19 protein-coding genes are annotated in these 23,469 nt (G+C 71.5%); 13 read left to right on the top strand and 6 right to left on the bottom strand.

The features are described 5' to 3' along the window. Positions 1 to 54 precede the first annotated feature (54 nt). Positions 55 to 1,020: an alpha/beta hydrolase gene (locus ACFWXC_RS37715; RefSeq protein ID WP_384486035.1), complete on the bottom strand. Its 966-nt coding sequence runs from the start codon at positions 1,018 to 1,020 to the stop codon at positions 55 to 57. A gap of 31 nt (positions 1,021 to 1,051) precedes the next feature. Continuing rightward, entirely contained in the window at positions 1,052 to 3,832 is a 2,781-nt protein-coding gene (locus ACFWXC_RS37710) for an AAA family ATPase (RefSeq protein ID WP_384486033.1), read from the bottom strand. A gap of 159 nt (positions 3,833 to 3,991) precedes the next feature. Here ACFWXC_RS37710 and ACFWXC_RS37705 point away from each other — a divergent pair, with 159 nt between their 5' ends. The 5 genes from ACFWXC_RS37705 to ACFWXC_RS37685 all read left to right on the top strand — a co-directional run bounded on the left by ACFWXC_RS37705 (position 3,992) and on the right by ACFWXC_RS37685 (position 11,771). Next, on the top strand, positions 3,992 to 6,775 hold the full coding sequence (locus ACFWXC_RS37705; RefSeq protein WP_384486031.1) for an AAA family ATPase: 2,784 nt from the start codon (positions 3,992 to 3,994) through the stop codon (positions 6,773 to 6,775). Between the two features lie 463 nt (positions 6,776 to 7,238). Beyond that, entirely contained in the window at positions 7,239 to 8,354 is a 1,116-nt protein-coding gene (locus tag ACFWXC_RS37700) for an NAD(P)-dependent alcohol dehydrogenase (RefSeq protein WP_384486029.1), read from the top strand. A gap of 208 nt (positions 8,355 to 8,562) precedes the next feature. Continuing rightward, complete coding sequence (locus ACFWXC_RS37695) at positions 8,563 to 9,171, top strand: ester cyclase (protein ID WP_384486027.1); 609 nt, start codon at positions 8,563 to 8,565, stop codon at positions 9,169 to 9,171. 22 nt (positions 9,172 to 9,193) lie between these two features. After that, the gene (locus ACFWXC_RS37690) at positions 9,194 to 10,222 is read left to right on the top strand and encodes a protein-ADP-ribose hydrolase (RefSeq protein ID WP_384486025.1); all 1,029 of its coding nucleotides are present in this window, start codon (positions 9,194 to 9,196) and stop codon (positions 10,220 to 10,222) included. Between the two features lie 88 nt (positions 10,223 to 10,310). Then, positions 10,311 to 11,771, top strand: a complete 1,461-nt coding sequence (locus tag ACFWXC_RS37685; protein ID WP_384486023.1) for an aldehyde dehydrogenase family protein — start codon at positions 10,311 to 10,313, stop codon at positions 11,769 to 11,771. Here ACFWXC_RS37685 and ACFWXC_RS37680 read toward each other — a convergent pair. Next, positions 11,759 to 12,685 (bottom strand): helix-turn-helix domain-containing protein, encoded by a 927-nt coding sequence (locus tag ACFWXC_RS37680; protein ID WP_384486021.1) that lies wholly within the window; start codon positions 12,683 to 12,685, stop codon positions 11,759 to 11,761. The two genes, ACFWXC_RS37685 and ACFWXC_RS37680, sit on opposite strands and share 13 nt — an antisense overlap. A 35-nt stretch (positions 12,686 to 12,720) precedes the next feature. Between ACFWXC_RS37680 and ACFWXC_RS37675 the strand changes: the two genes are divergently transcribed. Further along, positions 12,721 to 13,587 carry an NAD-dependent protein deacetylase of SIR2 family gene (locus ACFWXC_RS37675; protein WP_384486019.1) on the top strand — a complete coding sequence of 289 codons (867 nt, stop codon included), beginning with the start codon at positions 12,721 to 12,723 and terminating at the stop codon, positions 13,585 to 13,587. 78 nt (positions 13,588 to 13,665) lie between these two features. Here the strand turns inward: ACFWXC_RS37675 and ACFWXC_RS37670 are convergent, their stop codons facing one another. Next, on the bottom strand, positions 13,666 to 14,559 hold the full coding sequence (locus tag ACFWXC_RS37670) for an AraC family transcriptional regulator (RefSeq protein WP_384486017.1): 894 nt from the start codon (positions 14,557 to 14,559) through the stop codon (positions 13,666 to 13,668). A gap of 96 nt (positions 14,560 to 14,655) precedes the next feature. Between ACFWXC_RS37670 and ACFWXC_RS37665 the strand changes: the two genes are divergently transcribed. Next, the gene (locus ACFWXC_RS37665; protein ID WP_384486015.1) at positions 14,656 to 15,414 is read left to right on the top strand and encodes a nuclear transport factor 2 family protein; all 759 of its coding nucleotides are present in this window, start codon (positions 14,656 to 14,658) and stop codon (positions 15,412 to 15,414) included. Between the two features lie 1,379 nt (positions 15,415 to 16,793). Here ACFWXC_RS37665 and ACFWXC_RS37660 read toward each other — a convergent pair. Continuing rightward, on the bottom strand, positions 16,794 to 17,747 hold the full coding sequence (locus ACFWXC_RS37660; RefSeq protein ID WP_384486013.1) for a hypothetical protein: 954 nt from the start codon (positions 17,745 to 17,747) through the stop codon (positions 16,794 to 16,796). A 261-nt stretch (positions 17,748 to 18,008) separates the two neighbouring features. On the opposite strand from ACFWXC_RS37660, the gene ACFWXC_RS37655 reads away from it, so the two are divergent. The 6 genes from ACFWXC_RS37655 to ACFWXC_RS37630 all read left to right on the top strand — a co-directional run bounded on the left by ACFWXC_RS37655 (position 18,009) and on the right by ACFWXC_RS37630 (position 22,472). Then, positions 18,009 to 18,386, top strand: a complete 378-nt coding sequence (locus ACFWXC_RS37655; protein ID WP_384486011.1) for a hypothetical protein — start codon at positions 18,009 to 18,011, stop codon at positions 18,384 to 18,386. 62 nt (positions 18,387 to 18,448) lie between these two features. Next, complete coding sequence (locus ACFWXC_RS37650; protein ID WP_384486009.1) at positions 18,449 to 18,655, top strand: hypothetical protein; 207 nt, start codon at positions 18,449 to 18,451, stop codon at positions 18,653 to 18,655. 221 nt (positions 18,656 to 18,876) lie between these two features. Further along, complete coding sequence (locus ACFWXC_RS37645) at positions 18,877 to 19,296, top strand: hypothetical protein (protein ID WP_384486007.1); 420 nt, start codon at positions 18,877 to 18,879, stop codon at positions 19,294 to 19,296. A 462-nt stretch (positions 19,297 to 19,758) separates the two neighbouring features. After that, positions 19,759 to 20,175 carry a DUF2809 domain-containing protein gene (locus ACFWXC_RS37640; protein WP_384486005.1) on the top strand — a complete coding sequence of 139 codons (417 nt, stop codon included), beginning with the start codon at positions 19,759 to 19,761 and terminating at the stop codon, positions 20,173 to 20,175. 257 nt (positions 20,176 to 20,432) lie between these two features. Beyond that, positions 20,433 to 20,846: a cytidine deaminase gene (locus tag ACFWXC_RS37635; RefSeq protein ID WP_384486003.1), complete on the top strand. Its 414-nt coding sequence runs from the start codon at positions 20,433 to 20,435 to the stop codon at positions 20,844 to 20,846. A gap of 405 nt (positions 20,847 to 21,251) precedes the next feature. Continuing rightward, entirely contained in the window at positions 21,252 to 22,472 is a 1,221-nt protein-coding gene (locus ACFWXC_RS37630; RefSeq protein ID WP_384486001.1) for a metallophosphoesterase, read from the top strand. A gap of 171 nt (positions 22,473 to 22,643) precedes the next feature. On the opposite strand, the gene ACFWXC_RS37625 is transcribed toward ACFWXC_RS37630, so the two are convergent. Further along, positions 22,644 to 23,354, bottom strand: a complete 711-nt coding sequence (locus tag ACFWXC_RS37625; RefSeq protein ID WP_384485999.1) for a hypothetical protein — start codon at positions 23,352 to 23,354, stop codon at positions 22,644 to 22,646. Positions 23,355 to 23,469 lie beyond the last annotated feature (115 nt).

The raw sequence follows: 23,469 nt of genomic DNA, 5'->3' as shown, positions 1-23,469 counted from the left end.
GGCGCCGGTGGACGCATCAGTCGGCCGACTGGTCCTCGGTCTCTCCGGCGCCCGTCACCTCGAACGGGCACGCAGAAAGGCGCATCCGGTGAGAATCGCCGCCCTGGTGGGCGCGCTGTCGGCCAGGGCGTGCAGCGCCACGAAGTCGTGGATCGTGCCGAGGAACCGCACGGACAGCGCCTCGACGCCGGCCTCGGCCAGCCGTCGCGCGTACTCCTCGCCCTCGTCGCGGGCCACGTCGGCCTCGGCGGTGACGACCAGGGCCGGCGGCAGTCCCGCCAGCTCCTCCGGGCGCGCCCGCAGCGGTGCCGCGGTGGGTTCGGCCCGCCGTGCCGGGTCGGCGACGTACCGCTCCCAGTAGGTGCGCAGCGCCCGGCGCGTGAGCAGGTAACCGGTGGCGAACTGCTGTTGCGAGGGGCTGTCGCAGCGGGCGTCGGTGAGCGGGTAGTAGAGCAGTTGCGCGTCGATCCGCGGTCCCTGCCGGTTCTTCACCAGCATCGTCACCGCGGCCGCCAGTGTGGCCCCGGCGCAGTCCCCCGCCACTGCCAACCGGTCCGGATCCAGCGCGAGTTCGCCGGCGTGCGAGACCGCCCAGGCCAGCAGGGCGTAGCACTCCTCCAGGGCCACCGGGTAGCGGGCCTCGGGGGCGCGACTGTACTCGGGGACCACGGCGCACACGCCCGCGCCGGTGACGAGTTCGCTGATGAGACGGGCGTGGGTCTGGGCGTCGCCGAGCGCCCACCGGCCGCCGTGCAGGTACAGCAGGGTCGGGAGCGGGCCGGGCACCCCGGCCGGGCGGACGGTCCAGAAGCCGAGCAGCCGCGACGGGCCGACCGGTGCCACGCGGAAGACCGCGTCCACGTCGAAGTCCTCGAACCGGTCGGCCTGGGTCTCCCGCAGCGCCCGCCGTGCCGCGTCCGGGCCCAGATCGTCGAGGGCGGGCGGCGCGGCGGAGGCGCTGACCAGGTGCTGCACCACGCGGTCGAGGACCACGGCCGTACCCGGTTGTCCGGGCCTCATGAACCCTCCTCCGGCCGGTCCGCCGGCCCCCTCACCGGCCCTGTACCAGGTCACGAAGCTGATGGCGGCTGCTGACGCCGAGCTTGGGGTACACGTTGTACAGATGCGAGCCTACGGTGCGCGGCGAGAGGAAGAGCCGCTCGCCGATCTCGCGGTTCGACAGACCGCGTGCGGCGAGCTGGACGATCTGCCGCTGCTGTGCCGTCAGCTGCTCCAGCGGGCCGTCGTCCTCGGGGGCGGGCGCGGCACCGCTGGCGCGCAGTTCGCGGTGGGCGGCGGCCGCGAGGGCGCCGGCGCCGAGGCGTTCGGCGGTCTCCAGGACCGTGGTGAGCTGCTGGCGCGCCTCCAGGGTACGGCGGCAACGGCGCAGCCAGACGGCGTAGTTGAGGCGGACGTGGCCGCATTCCCACGGCCACCGGTTCGCCCCGTGGTTGACGAGCGCGAGCTGGAAGTGTTCCTCGGCCTCGCTGTCCGGGCCGACCATGGCGGTGGCATGGTGCAGGAGCAGCGTCATCCTGGTGCTCGGGCGCTCGCCCTGCTCCGCCCGGACCCGCTCCAGGATCGGCAGGGCCTGGGCCGATCTGCCGGTGCGCTGGGCGGTGACCGCGAGTTCGGCGATGCTCCGCGCCGACAGGAAGGGGTGCAGGGGCGCGCCTTCGGCGGTGAACAGGTCGCGCAGCTGCCGCCAGGCGCCTTCCATGTCTCCTTGCGCGAGGGCGGCGAGTCCGCGGCCGCGCAGCAACCGGGCGTGGGTGGCCCGGTTCTCGTCCAGGCAGACGGCGCGCCAGACGGTGGAGGTGAGCCGGGGTGCCGCCGGCAGGGTTCCCCGGAGCGCCCGCACGGTCAGGGCCTGTGCCTCCAGATCGGCCTGGAGGCGGGGCAGGCGCAGCACCGCGGCCTCGGTCATGGCGTCCTGGATCACGGTCTCGGCCTCCGGGAAACGCCCGATGGCCACGAGGGTGTCCACGAGGGCGAGGACCGACCAGCCGCGCAGACCGAAGGCGCGGGCGGTCCGGAGCCGGTCGTCGGCCGTGCGCGACTGCCCCAGGTCCACGTCCGCCTCGTCCGCATGGTGGGCCACCGCGGCCAGGACCGCCCGGGCGGCCGGCGCGGCCGGGTCGACGGGTGAGGCGCCGTGCGGCCGGCCGAGGCCGGACAGCGAGCCGGTGGCGGACTGCGGCCGGGCCACCGCGGTGACCAGCGCGTCCAGTGCCCGCCGGGCGTGGGGGGTGTCCAGGCGGACCAGTGGTCCGGCCGCGTCGGGGCACCACCGCTCGGGCCCCTCGGCCTGCCGGGCCCGGTCGAGCAGCGTGGCCAGGGCCGCCGTGTGCTCCGGCAGACCGGACTGGGAGGCGATGCCCGCCGCCAGGCCCGCGAGCGCGAGCGCGAGGGTCCGGTCGACCACGGGGAACAGCTCCGAGACGTCGGCCAGCAGCTCGAAGGCCTCGCGCTGGGCGGACTCCTGGGAGAGCGTGGAGGCCAGGGCACCGGCCGCGGCGCAGACGAACTCCGGATCGTCGGTTTCCCGGACGACCCGGGCGTACAGCTCCCGCACCCAGCCGGGGTCACCCACCGCGTGCGCCGCCGTCAGGGCCTCGGTCAGCCGGCGGGCACGTTCCGGGCGCCCTGGGCTGAGCCGGGCCGCCTGCTCCAGGGCGTACGCGGCCTGTGCCGCGTCCCCGCGCCGCCAGGCGGAGGCCTCCAGCGCGGCGGCGACGAACGCGTTGGTCTCCACGGTGGTGGCGGCCAGGTGCCGGGCCCTGACCTCGGGCAGCACGGCGGCCTTGGCGAGGTCACGGTGGGCCTCCTGGCGCTCGCCCGCCGGGCGCCCCAGATACGCGGCCGACCGTGCAAGCGGATGCCGGAAGACGAACCGGTCCTCGACCAGCGTGACGAGTCCGGCCGCCTCCGCCGGCGCCCACACCGTCAGGTCGCCGGTGTCCAGGGCCGCCATGACGGCGGCGACGGGTTCGCCGGGCCCGGCGGCCGCCGCGTACAGCAGGGCCTGGCGCGTGTCGGCGGGCAGCGCGTCGAGTCGTCCGCCGAAGACGTGCTTCGCGGGCGCGCGCCGCAGTGCTCCGGCGGGTCCGGGCGCGCCGCGGCCCAGTTCGACCAGGGCCAGCGGGTTGCCCTCGGCCGCCGCCAGGATCTCCAGCCGGTGCCTGCCGGTGGGCGTCGTCGGCTGCCGGTCGAGAAGCGCGGCGGCCGCCACGTCGTCCAGCGGGCCCAGGCACAGGGTTTCGGTGCCGGGCGGCGGGCTGGGCAGGGCCGCCTCGTGGCGGGCGGCGAGCAGCATCGTCACCGCGCGGCCGACCAGCAGCCGGGCCGCGGCGAACAGCGCCTCCAGGAAGGCCCGGTCGCACAGGTCGGCGTCGTCCACGCACACCAGCACCGGCCGGGACGCGGCGAGCCGGTCCAGCAGCGCCGTCACCGCCGCGTGCAGCTCCGCCTCGTCCGGTCCGCCGTCCTCTCGCAGTACGGCCGTCAGCACCCGGTGGTGCGCGGCGGACAGGGCGGCCGGTTCGCCCCGCACCGCCGACGTCAGCAGCTGGTGCAGACAGGCGTGCGCATGCCGCGGGTCCTCGGCCCAGCCCTGCGCGGACAGCACGAGCACGCCGTCGGCGGTGGCCCGTTCCCGGACGTGCCCGAGCACCGCGGTACGCCCGATCCCCTCCTCCCCGAGGACCAGCAGGGTCTGGGGAGTGCCGGGCTCGCGCGTCACGCACCGCAGGATCCGCTCGATCTCGCCGTCCCGGCCCAGGACGGTGGCCTCGTCGCCGGTCGTGGACTGCTGGGGTGGCTGGACCGTCATTCATGTACTCCCGCGGTGGCGTTCTCCCTGGCCAGGGCACATCATCGCGGACACCGCACGGGAACGCTTCTGTCGGATGACCAGTCGCCCGCCGTTCCGGCCGGGTCGGTCGTCGCTGGCAGGATGACGGCATCAAGGGCTCGACGACAAGGACCGTTCATGCACGCCGACACCGACCGTCCCGCCGATCCGGGCATCCTGGGCCGGGCCGCCGAGCTGGCCCGCCTCGACCGTCTGCTCGGAGCGGTGGACGGCGGCGGCCCGCAGGTGCTGGTGCTGACCGGGGAGCCGGGAGCGGGCAAGAGCACGCTCGTCGACTGGACGGCGGAGCGCGGGCGGGCCCGGGGCCTCGGGATCCTGCGGGTGCGCGGCAGCGAGGGCGAGGCGGGCCTCGGGCTGTCGGGTGTGCACCAGCTTCTGCATCCGTTGCTGCCCGGGGACGGTCTGCCCGCAGGGCAACGGGAGGCCCTGGACCGCGCCTTCGGGCCGGAGGCGGCGGAGTACGAACTGCGCCTCGACCAACTGTCCCTATGCGTCAGCGTGTTCGCGCTCATCGCCGAGGCCGCCGCACGCGGGCCGCTGCTCCTGCTGGTGGACGACGCCCAGTGGCTGGACCTCGGCTCGGTGGACGTACTGGCCTTTCTCGCCCGGCGGCTGGAGGGCAGGCCGGTGGCGCTGCTGCTGGCCGCCCGTGAGGAGAGCGTGCCGGCCCGCTTCGACCGGGACTTTCCGCAGGTGACCGTGGGCCCGCTGAGCCGTACCGCGGCTGGGCGGCTCCTGGACGCCCAGCCGGACCCGCCCCGGGGCAAGGCCCGGGCGGAGATCCTCCGGCAGGCGGCCGGCAATCCGCTGGCCCTGATCGAGCTGCCCCGCGCCCTGGCCCGGGGCCGGACCGCGGGTGCCTGGGGCTCCGGCAGTTCCGGAGGTGCCGGGGGTACCGCCCTGCCGCTCACCGCGCGCCTGGAGAACCTGTTCGCCGCCGACCTGCCCGGCCTGCCCGCACCCACCCGGGAGGCCCTGCTCCTGGTGGCCGCGGCGGGCACGGCGGACCTGACGGACCTGGTCCGTGCCGCCCCGGCGCTGGACGTCGTCCGGGCGCTGGACCCGGCCGAGCGCGTCGGCCTGGTGCGGGTGGAGAGCGGCCGAGTGCTGCTACGTCACCCGCTGGTCCGCTCGGCCGTCTACCACGCGGCCTCCTTCCAGGAGCGCCGGCAGGCCCATCTCACGCTGGCCGCCGCGCTGGCCGAGGAGCCGGACCGCCGCGCCTGGCAACTGGCCGCCGCGGCGACCGGTCAGGACGCGGAGGTCGCCGACGCCCTGGCCGAGAGCGCCGAACGCGCCCGTGGCCGGGGCGGTTACGCGGCCGCCGCGACCGCGCTGGAACGCGCGGCCGAGCTGACCCCGGCACCGGAGCTGCGTGCCCGGCGCCTGTTGACGGCCGCGCAGTCGGCCATGTTCGCCGGTCACCCGCAGTGGGTCGGCGAGATGAGCGGCCGGGTCGGCGATCTGACCGAGGATCCCCGGCTGCGTGCCGAGGCCTCGCTGCTGGGCGGCTGGGCCCTCGGGGTCACACTCCGCCACAAGGACGCGCTGGCCCTCCTGCTGGGCGTCGCCGAATCCGCCGCCGCCTCGGCCCCGGACCTGGCCCTCGGCGCGCTGAGCACCGCCGCGACATCCGTCTACAACTCCGGGGCGTCCTACTACCGCACGGAACTCCGCCGGATCAGCGCCCTGATCGACGAGGACGGCCATCCCGCCGACTGCGCCTGGGCCCAGGCCGTCATCGACCCCCATCGCGAACGGCCGCGTCTCATGAGGCTCCTGGAGGACGGACTGGCCGCCCTGGCACAGGAGGAATCCCTCGGGAACCTCACGGCGCTGGGCGGCACGGCCTGGATCCTGGACGAGACCGAGCAGGCCGTACGCCTCCTCGGCCGGACCATGGACCTCCTGCGGCGCGCCGGCAGCGCGGGCACGAACGCGACCGTGGCCCAGGCGCTCGCCCTCACCCTGTTCGAGAACGGCTCGTGGACGGCGGCCGAGGACGCCGCGGACGAGGCGTTCTGGATGGCGACGGAGGCAGGCGCCGACAACGTGACCGTGGGCGCCCGCGTCCTGCGGGCCACGCTGCGCGCGCTGCGCGGCGACCACGCGGCGGCGCGGACGCGGGCGACGGAGGCCGTACGGGGCGTGGACCTGCGCAGGTCCCTGAGCCTTCAGGTCCGCCACCGGCACGCCGTGGGCATGGCCGCGTTCGTGGCCGGCGACCACGCCGACGCCTACGAGCAGCTGCGCGCGACCTTCACCCGGGACTTCCGCCCCGTCCCCGTCCACTACCACGCCTCCCTCTACTACCTGGGTGACCTGGCCGCCGCGGCGGTCCGCGCCGGGCGGGCGGACGACGCGCGCACGGTGGTGGACGCCGTGGTGCACGGCCTGAAACCCGACCCCTCCCCCAGGCTGGCCGCCGTACTCCACCGGGCCACCGCGCTGCTGGCCGGCACCGGCGACGCCGAACACCACTTCCGCGCCGCCCTCGCCGACCCCGCCACCGACTGCTGGCCCTTCGAAAAGGCCCTCACCCACCTCGACTTCGGCGAGTGGCTGCGCCGGCGCCGGCGCAGCGCCGAGGCCCGCCCGCACCTCAACGCGGCACTGGAGTGCTTCCAACGCCTCGACGCCCGCCCCTGGACCGAACGCACGGCGGCGGAACTGCGGGCGGCGGGGGCGGCGACGGCCACCGCTCCCGCCGGCGAACTGACCCCTCAGGAACGCCAGATCGCCGAACTGGCCGCCCAGGGCCTGACCAACCGCGACATCGCGGCCCGCCTCTACCTCTCCCCCCGTACGGTCGGCTACCACCTGCACAAGGTCTTCCCCAAACTCGGCATCACGGCCAGGGCACAACTCCGCGACGCCCTCATGCAGGAGGGGCGGGAGTGACCGGGCGCCGGGGCCGTACCACGGTCCCGGCCAGGTATGCGGGGGCGGCTCACGCCACGTGAAGTGCGGTCCGCCCCTTCGGCGACCCCTTCGGCCGTGCGACCGTCTTCGGCTCGGCGCCGCGACGACGTGGTGGCCGTCGCCGATGACATCCGCCGCTCAGGCGGCCCCCGTCAGCCCATGCTGTCGGATTCTGACCATGCCTCGTCGCGATTGCGCCGCTTTCCTCGATGACTCGGCTCATAGGTTGAGAGCGCGGCGCGGGGACTGCCGTTCGTCGCTCAGGGCGACGTCGCCGCCGTGATCCTCACCCGGTCGACCGGCCGCCGGAGAAACCGGCGACCCGACCGGTCCCGAACCCACGTGCCACATCCCACGCCCCCTCGGCGAGGCGGCCGTCGTCCGCCCGAAGGCCAGGGCCGCTCCGCCCGCTTCACCCACCGACAGGCAGGAAGGCACGACCATGACCGAGACGCGAGCAGCGGTGGTCCGCCCGGGCACGGGGACGTTCGGCTGGGAGGAGGTCCGGCTGCAGGACCCCCGGCCGGACGAGGTCCTGGTACGCATCGTGGCCGCGGGCATCTGCCATACCGACCTCGCCGTCCGGGACGAGAAGCTCCACACCCCACTGCCCGCCGTCCTCGGCCACGAGGGAGCCGGTGTCGTGGAAGCGGTCGGCTCCGACGTCACCCGGGTCGGCGCCGGTGACAAGGTGCTGCTGTCGTTCAGTTCCTGCGGCCGGTGCGGTGCCTGCGAGCACGGTCATCCCGGCTACTGCGACACGTTCATCGCACGCAATTTCGCCGGCGCCCGGCCCGACGGCAGTACGCCGATCCACGGCGTCGACGGCACCCCGCTGGGCGGACGCTTCTTCGGCCAGTCCTCGTTCGCCCACCACGCCGTGGTCGACGAGCGCAGTGTCGTACCGGTCGAGGCCGCCGACGAGGACGAGTTGGCGCTGCTCGCACCCATCGGCTGCGGAATACAGACCGGCGCGGGCGCCGTACTCAACGAACTGCGCCCCGGCCCGGGAGACACGGTGGCCGTCTTCGGCGCGGGGGCGGTGGGTCTGTCCGCGGTCATGGCAGCCGCGCTGACCTCGGCCGCCCGCGTCATCGCCGTGGACATCGTGCCCTCGCGCCTCGACCTCGCCCGTGAGTTGGGGGCGACCGATGTGGTCAACGGCAAGGAGGAGGACGTCGCCGCCCGGCTGACGGAGATCACGGCGGGCCGGGGCGTGACCCATGCGCTGGAGAGCAGTGGCGTTCCCGCTCTGCTGCGGCAGGCCACGGACTCGCTCGCCGTTCGGGGGACCGTGGCCGTGGTCGGGGCTCCGCCGGTCGCCACCGACGGCACCTTCGACGTCAACTTCCTGCTCAATGGCCGCGTCGTCCGGGGTGTCACCGAGGGCGACAGCGATCTGCTCGGCTTCGTACCGTCCCTGGTCGGGCTTTACCGTGCGGGGCGCCTGCCGTTCGACCGGATGATCCGCTTCTACCCGCCTGACCGGATCAACGATGCCGCCGCCGACGCGGCCCGCGGCAAAGTGGTGAAGCCGGTGCTGCGCATCCCCAGCTGACGACGCTGCGCGGCGCCCCGGGACGGCTCCGGCCTCCGCCGCACTGGGCTGCTTCCCGCCCACCGAATGTCGCCTTCTGACCATAAGAAGTCAGGATACGAACCGACAGGCCCGGCAGTGGCGACTTAGTTTGAACACATCGCATCCGGCTGCCGACGTCGTCATCGGCAGGTTTGTCTCCGGCCTTTCCCCGATCAAGGAACCGAAAATGTTGGATCGTCGCTCTCTCCTGCGCAACACCAGTGCGGCCACGCTCGGTGCGCTGACCCTGACCGCGGTCGCCGGCGGTACGGACCTGGCGGCCGCGGCCGAACGCCACCCGGACCTGCTCGGCGACCCGGCCTCGACCCCGGAGGCGGAGTCGCTGTGGCCCGCACACCTCACCGCCGTCGAGTGCCGCAATCTCAAGACCTTCGACGAGCTCGACTTCCAGGTCTACTCCGGCCAGGAGTGGGACCGCCTCGGTGAGAGCCACGCCCGGAACATCCGTGTGCACTGGCCCGACGGCCACTACACGGACGGCATCGAGCGTCATCTCGCCGATCTGAAGGCGCAGTTCGTCTGGGCGCCGGACACCCGTGTCAGCGAACACCCGCTCCGCATCGCCAAGGGCGAACTGACCGCGGTCACCGGAGTGCTGAGGGGCACGTTCTCCAGGCCCATGCCGGACGGGACGGGCGGTTTCGTCCAGCCGACGGGCAAGAGCTTCGCGATCAACATGGTCACCGTCGGGCTCTGGAACAAGCACGGTGTCATGGACGAGGAGTTCCTCTTCTGGGACAACCAGACCTTCAACCAGCAGATCGGGCTCGCCTGACTCCCCGCAGAACACTTCCGCGATGTCCGTTCCGGAACCTTCCACGACCATCTCGGCGGAGCCTGCTGCCATGGCCAACTCGCTGTTCCCGTCCCACGGCTTCGCCGAGCGGAGCGTCCCGCCCCCGGCGCTTCCGCCGGCCGCCTACCGCGAGGCGATCGCCCTCGACGAGCCGTTCCGTCCGTCGGCGGCCCCGGCGCCCGCCGACCGGCTGGACGACCGCGTGCGTGCCGCGCTGCGCATGCTCAGCGGCGACCCGGCCGTGGTCCAGCTCGGCCTGCACGCCGGTTCCCTGCTCGATCTCGGCGCCACCGACTCAGCCACCACCCGGCGGCTGCTGCGCGCCCTGCTGACGGTCCGTCCTCCCGGTCCGCTGCCCGACGACGCCACCAAGGTGCTCGACGCCGTACTCGGTGCGGAACGCCACCGGCGGCCCACCATCGCGGTCCACCAACTGCCCACGATCGAGCAGGAGTTGCCCCGAAGCTCCTTCCGGGCCGTCCGACACACCACGCTGTGGCGGGGGGACATCACCACGCTCGCCGCGGACGCGATCGTCAATGCCGCGAACAGCGCCCTGCTCGGCTGCTTCCAACCGCTGCATCCCTGCATCGACAACGCCATCCACAACGCCGCAGGACCTCGGCTGCGGGACGACTGCGAGACCGTCATGAGTCTGCAGGGTGCCCCCGAGCCGACGGGAACCGCCAAGATCACCCGGGGGTATCACCTGCCCGCCCGTTACGTCCTGCACACCGTCGGCCCGATCACCGACGGCAGGCCCCGTACCGGTGACGCGGCGGCGCTGGCCTCCTCCTACCGGTCCTGCCTCGACCTCGCCGCCGAAGTGGAGACCGTCCGCACCCTGGCCTTCTGTGCCGTGAGCACCGGGGTCTTCGGGTACCCCAAGGACGAGGCCGCCCGGATCGCCCTGAACACCGTCGCCGACTGGCTCGACGCGTACCCCGACCGGTTCGACCGGATCGTGTTCACCGTGTTCGACGCCGACGACGAGTCGGCCTACCGAAGAGCACTCGGCACAGCCGTGTGACCCGCGCCCTGACGGGTTGTCGGCCGCGACTTGGCCTCCCCGGCCGCCCGCGACTGCCCCGTACCTCCCGTACCGAAGGACACTCCCCATGCCCCTCATCCGCGACATGCTGATCGACGGCAAGGACGTACCCGCGCTCTCCGGCCGTACCAGCACGGACATCGACCCCTACACGGGCGAGGTGTACGCGACCGTTCCCGCGGCCGGCCCGGAGGACGTGACGCGTGCCGTGGACGCCGCCGACGCGGCTTTCGCACAGTGGGCCGCTCTTGCCCCGTTCGTCCGCCGGGCGATCTTCCTGAAAGCCGCCGACCTGCTGGAGTCCAGGACCGGGCAGGTCGTCGAGACCATGGCCCGCGAGGCGGGCGGAACGCGTCCCTGGGCGCACTTCAACGCGCGCCTGGGGGCCGACATCCTGCGCGAGGCCGCCGCCGCGGTCACCGCGCCGCGCGGTGAGGTGCTCAGCGCCCAGGAGGAGGGCGTACTGGGGCTCGCCGTACGCGAACCACTCGGCGTGGTGGCGGCGTTCGCGCCGTGGAACGCTCCGGTCATCCTCGGGGTGCGGGCCGTCGCGGGTCCCCTGGCCGCGGGCAACACGGTGGTCGTCAAGCCGAGCGAGGACGCGCCCATCGCCTGCGGGCTGCTCATCGCCGACGTGCTCCGCGAGGCGGGTCTGCCCGACGGCGTTCTCAACGTCGTGACCAACGACCGCGAGGACGCCGCCCTGATCGCGGAGACGCTGATCGCGGATCCCCGGGTGCGTGCCGTGAACTTCACCGGCTCCACGCACGTCGGCCGCATCATCGGCAGGCACGCGGCCGACCATGTGAAACCGGCTGTCCTCGAACTGGGCGGCAAGAACGCGGTGATCGTCCTCGACGACGCCGACGTCGACTACGCCGTCGACGCCGTCACCTTCAGCGTGTTCATGAACTCGGGCCAGATCTGCATGTCGGCCGACCGCGTCCTGGTGCACGCCTCGCTCGCCGAGGAGTTCAAGGAGAAGTTCACCGCGAAGGTCGCCGCGCTCCGGGCCGGTGACCCCGGCCACCCGGAAACGGTCGTGGGCCCGCTGGTCAGCGCGTCCGCCGCGGAGCGCGTAGCCGGTCTGGTCCGGGACGCGGTCGCGGAGGGCGCCACCGTGCTCACGGGCGGCGGCCGGCCGGAGGGTGCCGTGCATCCGGCGACCGTGCTCACCGACGTGCCCAGGCGCGCCGAGCTCTCCTACGCGGAGGCCTTCGGCCCGTTGTGCGTGGTCGGGACATTCTCCGACGACGACACCGCCGTAGCGCTCGCGAACGACACCGACAACGGTCTGACCTGCGGCATCATCACCGAGAACGCGACACACGGCCTGATCGTCGCCCGAGGCGTCCGCACCGGGATCGTGCACATCAACGACCAGTCCGTGGCCGACGAGCCGCAGGCGCCCTTCGGTGGCGTCAAGGCGTCCGGTTACGGCCGGTTCGGCGGTCGGTGGGGCATCGAGGCCTTCTCCAACACCCGTTGGGTGACCATCGCCACCCAGCAGGCCCGCTATCCGTTCTGACCGCCCGTCGGTTCATGAGGGGCCCGGCGCCCTCGGACCTCGTCGCGGAAGTCGATCGGGGACCGGCCGACCCGGTGCAGGAAGTACTTGTTGAACTGGGAGGGATTCACGAAGCCGAGTTGGTCGGAGATCCGGGCGGCGGTCTGGTCGCTGTGCGCCAGCAGCCGTTTGGCCTCCAGTACGACGCGGCGGTCGACGAACTCCTTCGCGCTCAGCCCGACGCTGTTCAGCGTGGCCCGGGCCAGCGTGCGTGCCGAATAGCCGAGCATCCGGGCGTAGTCCTCCACGCGGCGGGTGCGGGTGAAGTGCTGCTCGACGACGTCACGGAAACGCAGATAGATCTCGTCCGGTTCCGGCGTGGGGCTGTCGGCCGGCACCGTCAGGTGGGCCAGACGCAGCACCAGAACCGCCAGCAGGTGGCGCAGGGCCGCCATGTGCACTTCCAGCGGCAGGTGACCGAGCGCCTGGAACTCGTGCCTCAGGTGGTCGGCGGCCAGGTCCAGTGCCCGCGCTTCGTCGGCGACCGGGGTACTGACGACGGGAACGTACGGGTCGTCGACGCGAGCGGCCGTCGCGGTGGCGGCGTCGAGCATGTCCTGCTGGAACAGGATCAGCGTGCCCTGCGCCTTCGTGAGGTCCCCCCACTGCTGCACCCGTCCGGGGCGGACCCACAGCCAGGAACCCGGCCGGAGGGTGTAGCCGGTGAAGTCCACGGTCTGCCGGAGTTCGCCCGAGGCGAGGGTGAGCAGTTGGTGGAAGCCGGGACGCTGGGGCCGGGCGAGGGCGGGCTGCGACACGCGATGTCGCAGCTCGGCCAGCGACATGACCTCGGCACCCGTGGGCGTACCCGCGGGCGCGGTGAAGGGAAGCTCGGGGATCTCCCGCGAGGCAGTGTGTCGGTTTTTGACCATCATCAGTCATCAGGTTAACCGGAAGGACCCCAGGCATCGTGAGTTCCACGAGCAACACCCACACCTCCGCACCGCAGGCGGTCGAGACGCTGCGTTCCTGGCTGGGAGAGGCCGACCGGGTCCTGGTCGCGGCCGGAGCGGGTCTCAGCGCTGCCGCCGGCTTCGACTACGGCGACGCCGAACGTTTCAAGGAGCTGCTGCCGGCGCTGTACCGGCTGGGGCTGCGGTCGCGTTACTTGCTGGGCGCCCCGCTGCCCGCGGACATGATGTGGGGCTACTGGGCCGTCCACATCGACGACATCCGCCACAGTCCGGGCCCCAACCCGCTCTACCGGCGGCTGCGGGCACTGGTCGGTGACCGCGACCACTGGGTCATGACGTCGAACGTCGACGCACTCTTCGTCCGCAACGGCTTCGCCGCGGACCGGATCTTCACCCCCCAGGGCGACTACGGCCGACTCCAGTGCACGGTGCCCTGCACGCGCGAGACCTGGGCCGGCAAGCCGTACTTCGACCGGATCCTCGCGGTGTACGACCGTGAGAGCGGCCGGGTGACCGACCCGGCCGTGCTGCCGCGGTGCCCCCGCTGCGGTGCCGCCGTCTTCCCCAATGTCCGGGTCGGCCCCGAATTCGTCGACGACTCCTACCTCCCCGCCGGGCAGCACCTGGTCCGCTGGCTCGACCGGGCGCCCGCGGACGGCAGACTGCTCGTTCTGGAGATCGGCGCCGGCTTCAACACCCCGGGCGTGATCCGCCGGCCGATGGAGAACCTGGTACGCGACACCCGGCAGGCCCGGCTCGTGCGGGTGAACCCCGATCATCCCGACGTCCCCGCCGACCTCGGCGATCGCGCGCTGTCCCTGCCCTTCGGGGCCGGTCGCCTCCTTGACGCACTCGTCCCCTGAAGGACGGGGCCGCCGAGGAGGAGAGAGCGGTGACCGGTGCCGAGCTCGCGCCCTGGCGGCCGGAGGGGTGACGGCCGGTCAGCGCTGGGTGTCGCGGAAGGTGCCCGGGGTCAGGCCGGTCTCCCGGGTGAAGAACTTGCTGAAGTTGGTGGGTTCGGAGAAGCCGAGCCGGGCGCTGACGGCGGCGACGGGCAGGTCGGTGTGGGCGAGCAGACGTTTCGCCTCCAGCATGACCCGGGCGTCGATGAGTTGCCTCGCGGTGCGACCGGTGGCCCGCTGACAGGCGCGGTTGAGGGTCTTGAGGGAATAGCCGAGCCGGGCCGCGTATTCGTGGGCCTGGCGCAGGACCGCGAAGGATCGCTCCAGCTCATGCCGGAAAAGACGGTACGGCTCCTCCGTGACCGCCTGTGCGCGGCCGTCGGAGGCAGGGAGACGGGCGATGCGCAGCAGCAGGGCCGCGAGCAGCTGACGCAGCAGTTCCTTCGTGATCTCGGGGTCCTGCTCGGGGAGGTCGGTGTACTCGGCGGCGAGGTCGGCCAGGGCACGGCGGAGGCGGTCGTGGTCGGCCGGGCCGAGTGGCCAGTGGGCCGGGCCGAACGCGTCGTCCGTCACGCGGGCGGTCGCGGGAGACCGGGGCGGGAAGTCCGGGGTGAACAGTACGACGGTGGCGTCCAGGTCCGCCGGGGCGTTGCCGGACGTCGTCGGCAGGCGCTGTACCTGACCGGGCCGGATGTACAGCAGCGTGCCCGGCCGAAGCGGCACGTCGACGAAGTCGACCATTCCGGTCGCCTCGCCTCCGTGGACCAGGGTGAGGTGATGGAAGTCGAGCCGGTGCACACGCCTGAACTCCTCGCCCGGCAGTCGGCGAGCGAGGTCCGTGAAGGTGAGCGCCTCCATCCGCAGATCCGGCCGGGCCGGGTTGCGGTAACCCCGCTCGATCACCGGTGCTTGTCCCGTTTCGACCATAGCCATGCCTGACTCTACCGTGTGCCCGCGCGGGCCGGCCGCGAGAGTGGATGCAGTCCGGCGGGCAAGGTGTCGCCGGAAAGCGCAGATAGGAGAGGTGCCATGAGCAACAAGGAGATCGTCCTCAAGGCGGCCGGTGAGCTGTTCGGGGACAAGGACCCGAGCGCGGTGGACCGCTGGGTGGCCGCCGACTACCGTCAGCACAGCAGCCTCGCGGCGGACGGCCCGGAGGCGCTGCGGCAGTTGGTGGCCGGCCTGCCGGACGGCTTCCGCTACGAGGGCGCCCGGGTGATCGCCGACGGCGACCTGGTCGCGCTGCACGGCACGTACCACGGCTTCGGCCCCGAGCCCCTGGTCGCCTTCGACCTGTTCCGCGTGGACGCCGACGGCAGGCTCGCCGAGCACTGGGACGCGCTGACGCCGGTCGTGACGGCGACCGCTTCCGGCCGCTCGCAGACCGACGGCCCGGCCGAGCCGGCCGCCCCGGAGCGGACCGAGGCCAACCGCGAGCTGGTCGCCGAGTTCGCGGAGAAGGTCCTCAAGGGCGCCGACTACTCGGTGCTCACCGCCTACATCTCCACCGAGACCTACCGCCAGCACAACCCGGAGGCGGCCGACGGCCTGGACGGCTTCGGCGCCGCCGCGGCCAAGTGGGCCGCGCAGGGCAAGAACCTGGTCTACAAGAACATCCACAAGGTCGTGGCCGAGGGCGACCTCGTGCTCCTGCAGTCGGAGGGCGAGTTCGGAGTGCCGGTCGCCTACTGGGACCTGTTCCGTGTCGTTGACGGCAAGATAGTCGAGCACTGGGACGTCATCGCTCCCGTCCCGGCCGAACTGCCGCACTCCAACGGCCTGTTCTGAGACGCCATCCGCTTGTCGATCGCGGGGTCGGCCTGGTCGAAAAGAGTTCCTGACCGGGCCGTCGCGCGCGAGCCGGCGCCTGGCAGCAGGGCCTCTTGGCAGCTCGGGGGCGCGATCCCGACCGAGTATCGGGAGGCCACGTTGCTGCAGTCTTTCGTGTCCGCGTGCAGAGGAGTCCAATTCGCCGAAGGGCACGTCGTCCACCTGACCGTCGGGCGGCGACCCGGGTTTCTTCACGGGGACCTTCCCCTTCGCCCTGCTCTCGGTACAGCGCCGAGTCGACCTCATCGAACTCGAAGAGTTCGGCGACCTCTCCCACCGGGTTCAGCCCGCACGCCTCCACACGGACACGGACCTGTCCCGGGCCGGGTTCGGGGACCGGCAGGTCGGCCGGGCGGAGGGTGTCACCGGCTATCGCACAGCTGTCACCAACCAGGCGGACCCTCTGGACCCTGAAGGCGCTGACCTGCTGTTTCGTGCGCGCGCTGGGCCGGCTGGACGCCCTCGGCCGGTCGTTACGACCTGTGCCACGTGGGACCGTCCCGTCAGAGCGCTTGGCCACCGCCTGCGGCCACCGGACATCGCCCTGCGGTAGCCAGCGTGCAGGGCAGTGTTGGCCAACGGTGCCACTGCCCAGCCGGAAGTCCGAGCAGTTGCCGCAGAGCCCGACCGTTGCCTACCGCCAGGCGGCCGCCCCGCGCAAACCAAGATCCGGACCATTCCCGGGCCAGCGACTCCGACGAGTTGCCCATAGCCGCCATGCGCGCAGGTCAGCGATTACGTTGCCGCTGTACCACCAGCAGACGAAGAATCTTCTGGCGTCTTACTCGCCAAAGAAGCTGGGCTTCTTCCAGGAACAGCACAAAGGGCGCCTGAACAGGCAAGACGCCTGACAGACGTCCTTCTCGTCATTCGGTGCAGCTCTATCGCGAATTGCTCACCCTCGGCTGCACCGGCGGATATCACGTCCTGAACCGCTACGCGGCGACCATCCGGAAGGGCACCGCGATCCCAACCAGGGCAACGACCCCCATCCCTCGCCACATCACCTCATGGATCATGCGCCCACAGGAGACACTCAGCCCCTCGGACAAGGCACGACTGGAAACCGCACAGGGCGCCTGCCCGGAGAACGCTTCGGCCTGCGAACTCGCACGAGAGTTCACAGACATGCTCCGACACCGCCGCAGCCACCTGGCGAATCAAAACAGTCGAGAGGCAGATGTACGGCCGAGCCTCGTTCACTCTTCTCAGAGCCCGCATCCTCCTCCAGCCATAGTCATCACGGAAGCGCGGTCACAACCCGCCCCGGTTGGCCATTCTGAGCGTCGTAGTTGGCCGCTGCGGGAGCTGTAGGGACGCCTGTGAGGCATCCTCGGTCACGCACCGTTGGGCACGAGTACGGTGACGAGAGCGGTCGCGAAGGGCGACGCAACGCTCAGCACAGCAATTGGGTTCCTCAAGAACCTGGCGTCCACATGGAGCTGCGCTTCCATCCGGGACCTGGCTGCGAAGAGGTCCTCGCCAAGGAGCCCTGAATCGGGTGCGGGCAGTGCCCGCTCGACGAGCGTGAACGCCCGCGCTCGCCAGGCAAGGACGAGAGGGAGCTGAACCGCCACCAGGACGGCGGTGAAGAAAGCGCCGTACCCCAGGACAAAGACCGGCGGGAAGTCGGCCGGCTCGACCGCCCCCGAACCGATGAGCCCGAGACGCAGGGCTCCAGTGTTGAACGCGGACGTCGACACGATCAGGGACAGTGCGAGTCCACTTCGTTCGATGACCCGCCACACGGCCATGACGTCGGCGACGGCGGCGGCTATGACCGCAGGATCTGCCGCACCATCCGAGGGCGTCTCCCGCTCCGCCGCCTCGCGCACCCTCTCCTGTGCCAGCCAGACCGAGACCACCCACGGAGCCGCGGCCGCTGCGCCGACCGCGGTGAGCAAACCGATCACGGTCGCGAAGTGCCTGATCGGCACGTCGAAGGAATTGCCTTGAGTGACCCCGCCGAGCATTGCGCTCGCGGCCAGCATGAGAACGGCGTACGACGCGAGCGACGCCAACCACCACCTTCGCCCTCGCCGCCACGATGCGGGCAGAGCCCGGACAGCCGCGATGCCCCGGCCAAGGAGAGCGATCCAGACGGCGAACGAAAAGGTCGCCATGGCCGCCCAGGACCGAAAACCGTGGTCGACGAAGGCGTCATCGCGAGAGTTGAGACGCCCGAAAAGCAGCAGGCCATGGAAGACCAACGCCGCGAGGAGCACGAACACCATGGCGCGTGCCGCCGGAGAAGCCCACCACCTGCCAACGTCATCCCTGATCGCCACCATGCCCCCGTAGCTCCGCCGACCGATCCCCCGATTGTGCTGAACGTGACCGCGCCAGTGAAGGCTTCACCCGCGTGCCATGAGCCTGAATGGGTCCTCCCACGGGTCACGCGGCTGCCGCTGGCGGAATGTACCGACCCCCGCTCGCTGCCGGCGTCGCACGAGGTGCTGAGCACCGCAGCAGCCAACTGAAGAACCGAATGGCCGACTGAGAGGCCACCGCCCGCCGGCAAGTCGTGCAACTCGCCGCTGCTGTGGACGCAGGTGCCGGTACCGACGTCGGCGGACGAACACCCTCCCCTGCCCGACATCGCCGCATTGCTCACCGACCAGACGAGTGCCTGCAGCGCTGCACGCGACGCCATCGCCGCCGGCGGCGAAGTCATCTTCTGGGACGGGCCGGTCCCCGCTTCACAGCACGTCGGCGTCTTCCGGATACGCCTGAGGAGCATCGAAAGGCACGGAGACACGGCGCTCGGCCTCGACGAATCCATTCAGATCCTCAGGCAGCACGGCGACGAGCCGGTGCGCACCGGGTGCGTCACAAGCCGGTCCGTCACCTCCACGCTGTTCCTCAATGCGGACGCGACACAGCTACTGGCCTGCGGGGGCGTCAAACGCGAAGCGCCGAAGGAGCCGTGACGGCGGCGACACCGGTGTAAATCCCCACGCCGAGCGGCCCCACGCTCGTTACTCTGCCGCTCATGCCCAGCGCCACAAGCCCCGCAGACACCATGTTCCAGCGCCTCTTGTGCTGCATATGCGGCCAGAGCACCGCCGACGCCGACGACTACGTACTCCTCGGAATCAGCGCCCCCGGCATCCCTACCGAGCAGTGGCTCGGCGCACACGCCGAACACCTCAACAGCGTCCTCGCCCGCGGCTTCTCGGTCGAGGTGCACAAGATGTAGCCCCGGGCGTGCGGCGGCCACGAGCAGCCCACGCGAGGCCCGCCTGACTGATCGAGCGACCAGATGACATCTGTCTCGACCAGTCGCAGCAAGGTGCGAAGACGCCCTGGATCACCCGGCAAGTCATCGACAGGTGCCAGAGCGTTTCTTCAGGTGGGCCCGCGCGGTTAGGAGCGTGACGTGCCGGCGCTGGTGCGCCCTCCTCTCGAGAGCAGGCAGCAATGCGATCCAGGATTTGGCCCCTCGTACTCACCGTTATCGCCCTGATCGGGCCCGGCGCCATGGCGCCTCCCGCGTCCGCGTCTGCAGCCGGATCGGGGGTTGAGTTCGTCTACTCTGCGCCCGAGATCTCCGAACAAGGCGACACCGTCACCTGGGATTGGACCGTCACCAACCGCGGAGACGCGGGCATCCGCAACATCGTGATGACCCACACGATCACACCGAAGCTGACGGTCACTCAGGCGAGCGCAGGCTGTGAAATCGGTGCTGCGGCCACCAAGTGCAGGTACGGAAACATGGCCGCCGGCGGCAAGGTGACGGGCACACTCGTTGCCCGGTTGCCGGATGAGGTCTCCGGCAACGTAGAGATTCGCGGCCGCCTGACCTGGGAAAGCTCTTCACCCGACGCGTCTCGGTAAATCACCAGAACAGGTACCCGCCACCGACGAGGCCCTGTGGTCGTAGGTCACCCGGCCCGCTCCCGTGTCCCGGACTGCGACCGCTGCCGTTGGACCGGGCGTGATCAAGAAGACGGCCGCGGTGGTGACCCTGGACGAGGCCGTGGGCGGTGCGGTGGTCCGCAAGGGTTGTGAGCTCGGCGGCGGCGCGGCGCTTCCAGCAGCTGTGCGGGAATGCCCTCGCCCCGCATCCGGGCCACACCCAGCGTGAACGGGGCGATGTTGCCGCGGCCGGGCGGGGGCCGGGAATGCCGTCGCCCTCTCGCCCGGTGTCCTGCAGGGCGAACCGTTTCCAGTCCACGCCGAGCGCGACCCCACGTACATGGCTCGCCGCCGTATCCATCCCCGGCCCAAGCGCCGCCGCTCGCGAGAGCACGACGAGAGCGGCTGAGCCCCGACGCGGCCGGGTGAGAGGGTGTCCGCATGACAGATCCACCGGTGACCGGCGGCGGCCCGGTGCGCACCCGCCTTATGGCGGGCGGGGCGGCCGGGCTGACAGTTGCCGCGGGGCTTGGGGCCAGGGCCGGGATGGAAGGAGACATCGCCAAGTACGCCGGGGACGCGCTCTACACCACCCTCATCTACGCCCTTGTCGTCCTGGTCACGCCCCGGGCGAAGCCCCTGACGGCTGCCGGAGTCGCGCTGGGGATCAGCTGGGCGGTCGAGTTCCTCCAGCTCAGCACGGTGCCCGCGGAGCTGTCCCGGCGGAGCGTCGTCGCCCGCCTCGTTCTGGGCTCCACATTCCACACGCCCGACCTGTTCTGGTACGCCGCCGGAGCCGCGCTCGGCTGGTTCGTCCACGCCGCAGGTCGAGGTCAACCAGCGAAGCGGCGCACATAGCGCCGCTGCAGGGGTCGCGCACCGTACTTGCTCTGACCGCTTCACCCGGCGCCCGGGCCCACTACGACCGTCATGGACAGGCCGGTGACCGGCACACCCCAGCCCAGCGAAGCCTCTTCAACCGCATGATCGGCTGCCCGCACCACTGTCTCACCGCCGCACCGGATGTCCGGCGGAACAAGCACACCGCCGATATTCGCTTGCACACCCTCGTCACACGGGCCAACGTCGCCTGACACCTGTTGAAGGCAGAGAAGATGACCACGCAGACCCTCCCCATCGACCACGAACTCATCGAGGCCGCAGCGCATGTCGCCCGCACTCGCTGTCGGGGCGACAACCACACCATGGCGGCCGCGGCCCGCGCCCGGGACGGCCGGATCGTCACCGCGGTGAACGCCTACCACTTCACCGGAGGCCCCTGCGCCGAACTGGTCCTCATCGGCGCGGCAGCCGCCCAGGGCACCTACGACCTGGACACGATCGTCGCCGTGGGCGACCGCGACCGAGGGGTTGTCCCCCCGTGCGGCCGCTGCCGGCAGGTCCTTCTCGACTACTTCCCCGCCCTCAAGGTCATCGTCGGCGAAGACAACCGCATCCGAACCGTCCTCATCACCGACTTGCTCCCCGAAAGCTACATCTGGGCCGACCACCAACTCGACGCCGAGTAACCGCGCCACTCAGCGCAAGCTGGAACCGCCCGCCGACAACAGGACGAACGTTGCCTGATGCGGCACTGGAGCTCTGTGCCACTGCGTGGACTCCGAGTGAGTCCGTCCCGGGCCGACCACGGACCAAAAGGTGCCTCTCAAGCAACGGCATTGTGTCCCAGGTCTCCAGGTGTCCACGATCAAGAGAAGGCGTCAAACGGCCGCTCCCAGCCTGTATGAACAGCGCTCCGCGGAGAGCGCCCTGTTAACGGCTCATACCAGTCGAGGTGTCTACGGCGGAGTCTTGCCCTCCCGCAGAGAACCCTTCGCCCCACGGGGCCGTACCACCCATGAACGCCCGTCCGGTCGGCCCGAGGACGACCGGATACAGTGCACGACACGGCAGCCTGGTCAGAGAGGGGAAGCGTGACCGACACCAGCGACACCCGATCCGCCGACAGCGAAGTGCGAGCTCCGCAGCGGAGCCGACTGCTCCGCCTAATGCGGTACATCCCCCTGATCGCCCCCGTCCTGCTGTGGGTCGTGCCCTGCTGGGTGCTCCTGTACACCGGCCAGCACTGGCCGCTGCCCGTCACACTGGCCGGCACCGCCCTGTTCGCCCTCGGCCTCCTCGGTATGCCGCTCGCGATGATGCGCGGCCACGGCCGGCGCCAGCAGGACCGGGCGGCGATCGTCGGAGACACCCTGCTGGGCACCAGCTGGGTCCTGTTCACCTGGTCCGTTCTGCTCGGCGTCCTCCTGCGGCTCGCCCTGACCGTGGCCGGCGTCGGCCAGAGCCAGGACCGGGCCCGAATCGTCACGTGGGCCGTCCTCGGCGTAGCCGCCGTGCTGCTCGCCTGGGGATACGCCGAAGCCCGCCGTGTGCCGCGCGTGCGCCGACTCGACGTGCAACTCCCGCGGCTGGGTGCCGGGCTGGACGGCCTCCGCGTCGTCCTCATCACCGACACCCACTACGGCCCCCTCGATCGCGCTCGCTGGTCGACACGGGTCTGCGAGACGGTGAACACCCTGGAAGCCGACCTGGTCTGCCACACCGGCGACATCGCGGACGGCACCGCCGAACGCCGCCGCGCCCAGGCCGTCCCGCTCGGTACCGTGCGGGCCACCCGGGCCCGGGTCTACGTCACCGGCAACCACGAGTACTACAGCGAGGCCCAGGGCTGGGTCGACCTCATGGACGAACTGGGCTGGGAGCCACTGCGCAACAGCCACCTGCTGCTCGAACGCGGAGGCGACACCCTCGTGGTCGCCGGCGTGGACGACGTCACCGCCGAGTCCTCCGGCCTGGCAGGCCACCGCGCCCACCTCGCAGGAGCCCTGCACGGCGCCGACCCCGACCTGCCCGTCCTGCTCCTGGCACACCAGCCCAAGTTCGTCGACCGGGCGGCAGCCGACGGCATCGACCTCCAGCTCTCCGGCCACACCCACGGCGGCCAGATCTGGCCCTTCCACCACCTGGTCCGCATCGACCAGCCCGCCCTCGCCGGCCTCAGCCAGCACGGCACCCGCACCCTCCTCTACACCAGCCGCGGCACCGGCTTCTGGGGCCCGCCGTTCCGCATCTTCGCCCCCAGCGAGATCACCCTGCTCGTGCTCCGATCCCCGAACCTGCCCACCTCGCCGTAGCGCTGGGCGGGCCAACACATCCGCTTGGAGCGGTCCACGAGCCGAGGGGCGTGGCGTCGGCAGATGACCAGGCCCGTCTCGCTGAGGACAAGATCCGGACCATTCCCGGGCCGACGGCTCCGACGGCTCCGACGGCTCCGACGAGCCATACGTGGCCACGCTTTACGCAGGTCAGCGACACGTGACGCAGCTCGGCGACAGCCCGCCAGGCTCTCCGTATGGCACTGGACGGCCGGTGAAGGCGTCGAGGAGAATGCGGTCCTCGAGCGGTTTCCGCAGCTCTGCTTTGACGTTCTGTTCGATCAGATCGGCGCTGCAGGGACCGCTCCGTGCTCCCGTGACGGAGGCGTAGAGTACGACATTCTCGTCCGTTTCCAGTGCTTTGACGACGGGGCCGTCGTCGCACGCTCCGTGAGTGGCCTTCACAGTGATGGATCGCCCGTCCGTTGCTGTTCCGGCAAACCCGGGGACACTCCTGAGGCCGCCTGCAGACCCTTGCCGAGCCTGTGCGATCGGAGACTGGGGAAGCTTTGACGGAGTGACGGCGACACGCTTGAGCGGCGTGTCGTAGCCCTCCAGCGTGAACAGCCAAGCGGGAACGGTGGCTGTTCCCCGGCTCGTGGTGATGGTCGTTCTGCCGAGCTTCGCCCCCGTCACGGTCAGCCGGGGGCCCTTACTGCGGTTGAGGGCGAACGACTGGTATGCCTTCTTCGCCCCCAGCAGCGGGCGGGCCAGAGCCCTCCCACTCGTCCATTCGACCTTCCCCTGCTCGGAGGTCGCGGCGGGCAAACTGCCCTGCAGCACGAAGTTCCTGGTCTCGTAAGCCCGCTCGTCCGCCTGACTGTGCCAACCGGAATCCGGCACCTGTACCGCGTCGGCCATGGGGTAGTACCCCTGACTCCATGCAGCGGCAGACGCGGACCCCCGCCAGGCAGCGGCGACTTGACGGGCGCGCTCCTCCTGCTTCTGCGGCGACTGACTGTTTGTCCGGCCATCG

The sequence above is a fragment of the Streptomyces sp. NPDC058683 genome (assembly GCF_042716195.1).
Classification (GTDB): Bacteria; Actinomycetota; Actinomycetes; order Streptomycetales; family Streptomycetaceae; genus Streptomyces.
This window is presented reverse-complemented; position numbering and strand designations above follow the sequence as displayed.

Coding starts and splice junctions, on each gene's coding strand:
- ACFWXC_RS37715 (WP_384486035.1), bottom strand. CDS start 1,020: ATGAGGCCCGGACAACCGGGTACGGCCGTGGTCCTCGACCGCGTGGTG.
- ACFWXC_RS37710 (WP_384486033.1), bottom strand. CDS start 3,832: ATGACGGTCCAGCCACCCCAGCAGTCCACGACCGGCGACGAGGCCACC.
- ACFWXC_RS37705 (WP_384486031.1), top strand. CDS start 3,992: ATGCACGCCGACACCGACCGTCCCGCCGATCCGGGCATCCTGGGCCGG.
- ACFWXC_RS37700 (WP_384486029.1), top strand. CDS start 7,239: ATGACCGAGACGCGAGCAGCGGTGGTCCGCCCGGGCACGGGGACGTTC.
- ACFWXC_RS37695 (WP_384486027.1), top strand. CDS start 8,563: ATGTTGGATCGTCGCTCTCTCCTGCGCAACACCAGTGCGGCCACGCTC.
- ACFWXC_RS37690 (WP_384486025.1), top strand. CDS start 9,194: ATGTCCGTTCCGGAACCTTCCACGACCATCTCGGCGGAGCCTGCTGCC.
- ACFWXC_RS37685 (WP_384486023.1), top strand. CDS start 10,311: ATGCCCCTCATCCGCGACATGCTGATCGACGGCAAGGACGTACCCGCG.
- ACFWXC_RS37680 (WP_384486021.1), bottom strand. CDS start 12,685: ATGATGGTCAAAAACCGACACACTGCCTCGCGGGAGATCCCCGAGCTT.
- ACFWXC_RS37670 (WP_384486017.1), bottom strand. CDS start 14,559: ATGGCTATGGTCGAAACGGGACAAGCACCGGTGATCGAGCGGGGTTAC.
- ACFWXC_RS37665 (WP_384486015.1), top strand. CDS start 14,656: ATGAGCAACAAGGAGATCGTCCTCAAGGCGGCCGGTGAGCTGTTCGGG.
- ACFWXC_RS37660 (WP_384486013.1), bottom strand. CDS start 17,747: ATGGTGGCGATCAGGGATGACGTTGGCAGGTGGTGGGCTTCTCCGGCG.
- ACFWXC_RS37650 (WP_384486009.1), top strand. CDS start 18,449: ATGCCCAGCGCCACAAGCCCCGCAGACACCATGTTCCAGCGCCTCTTG.
- ACFWXC_RS37645 (WP_384486007.1), top strand. CDS start 18,877: ATGCGATCCAGGATTTGGCCCCTCGTACTCACCGTTATCGCCCTGATC.
- ACFWXC_RS37640 (WP_384486005.1), top strand. CDS start 19,759: ATGACAGATCCACCGGTGACCGGCGGCGGCCCGGTGCGCACCCGCCTT.
- ACFWXC_RS37635 (WP_384486003.1), top strand. CDS start 20,433: ATGACCACGCAGACCCTCCCCATCGACCACGAACTCATCGAGGCCGCA.
- ACFWXC_RS37625 (WP_384485999.1), bottom strand. CDS start 23,354: ATGGCCGACGCGGTACAGGTGCCGGATTCCGGTTGGCACAGTCAGGCG.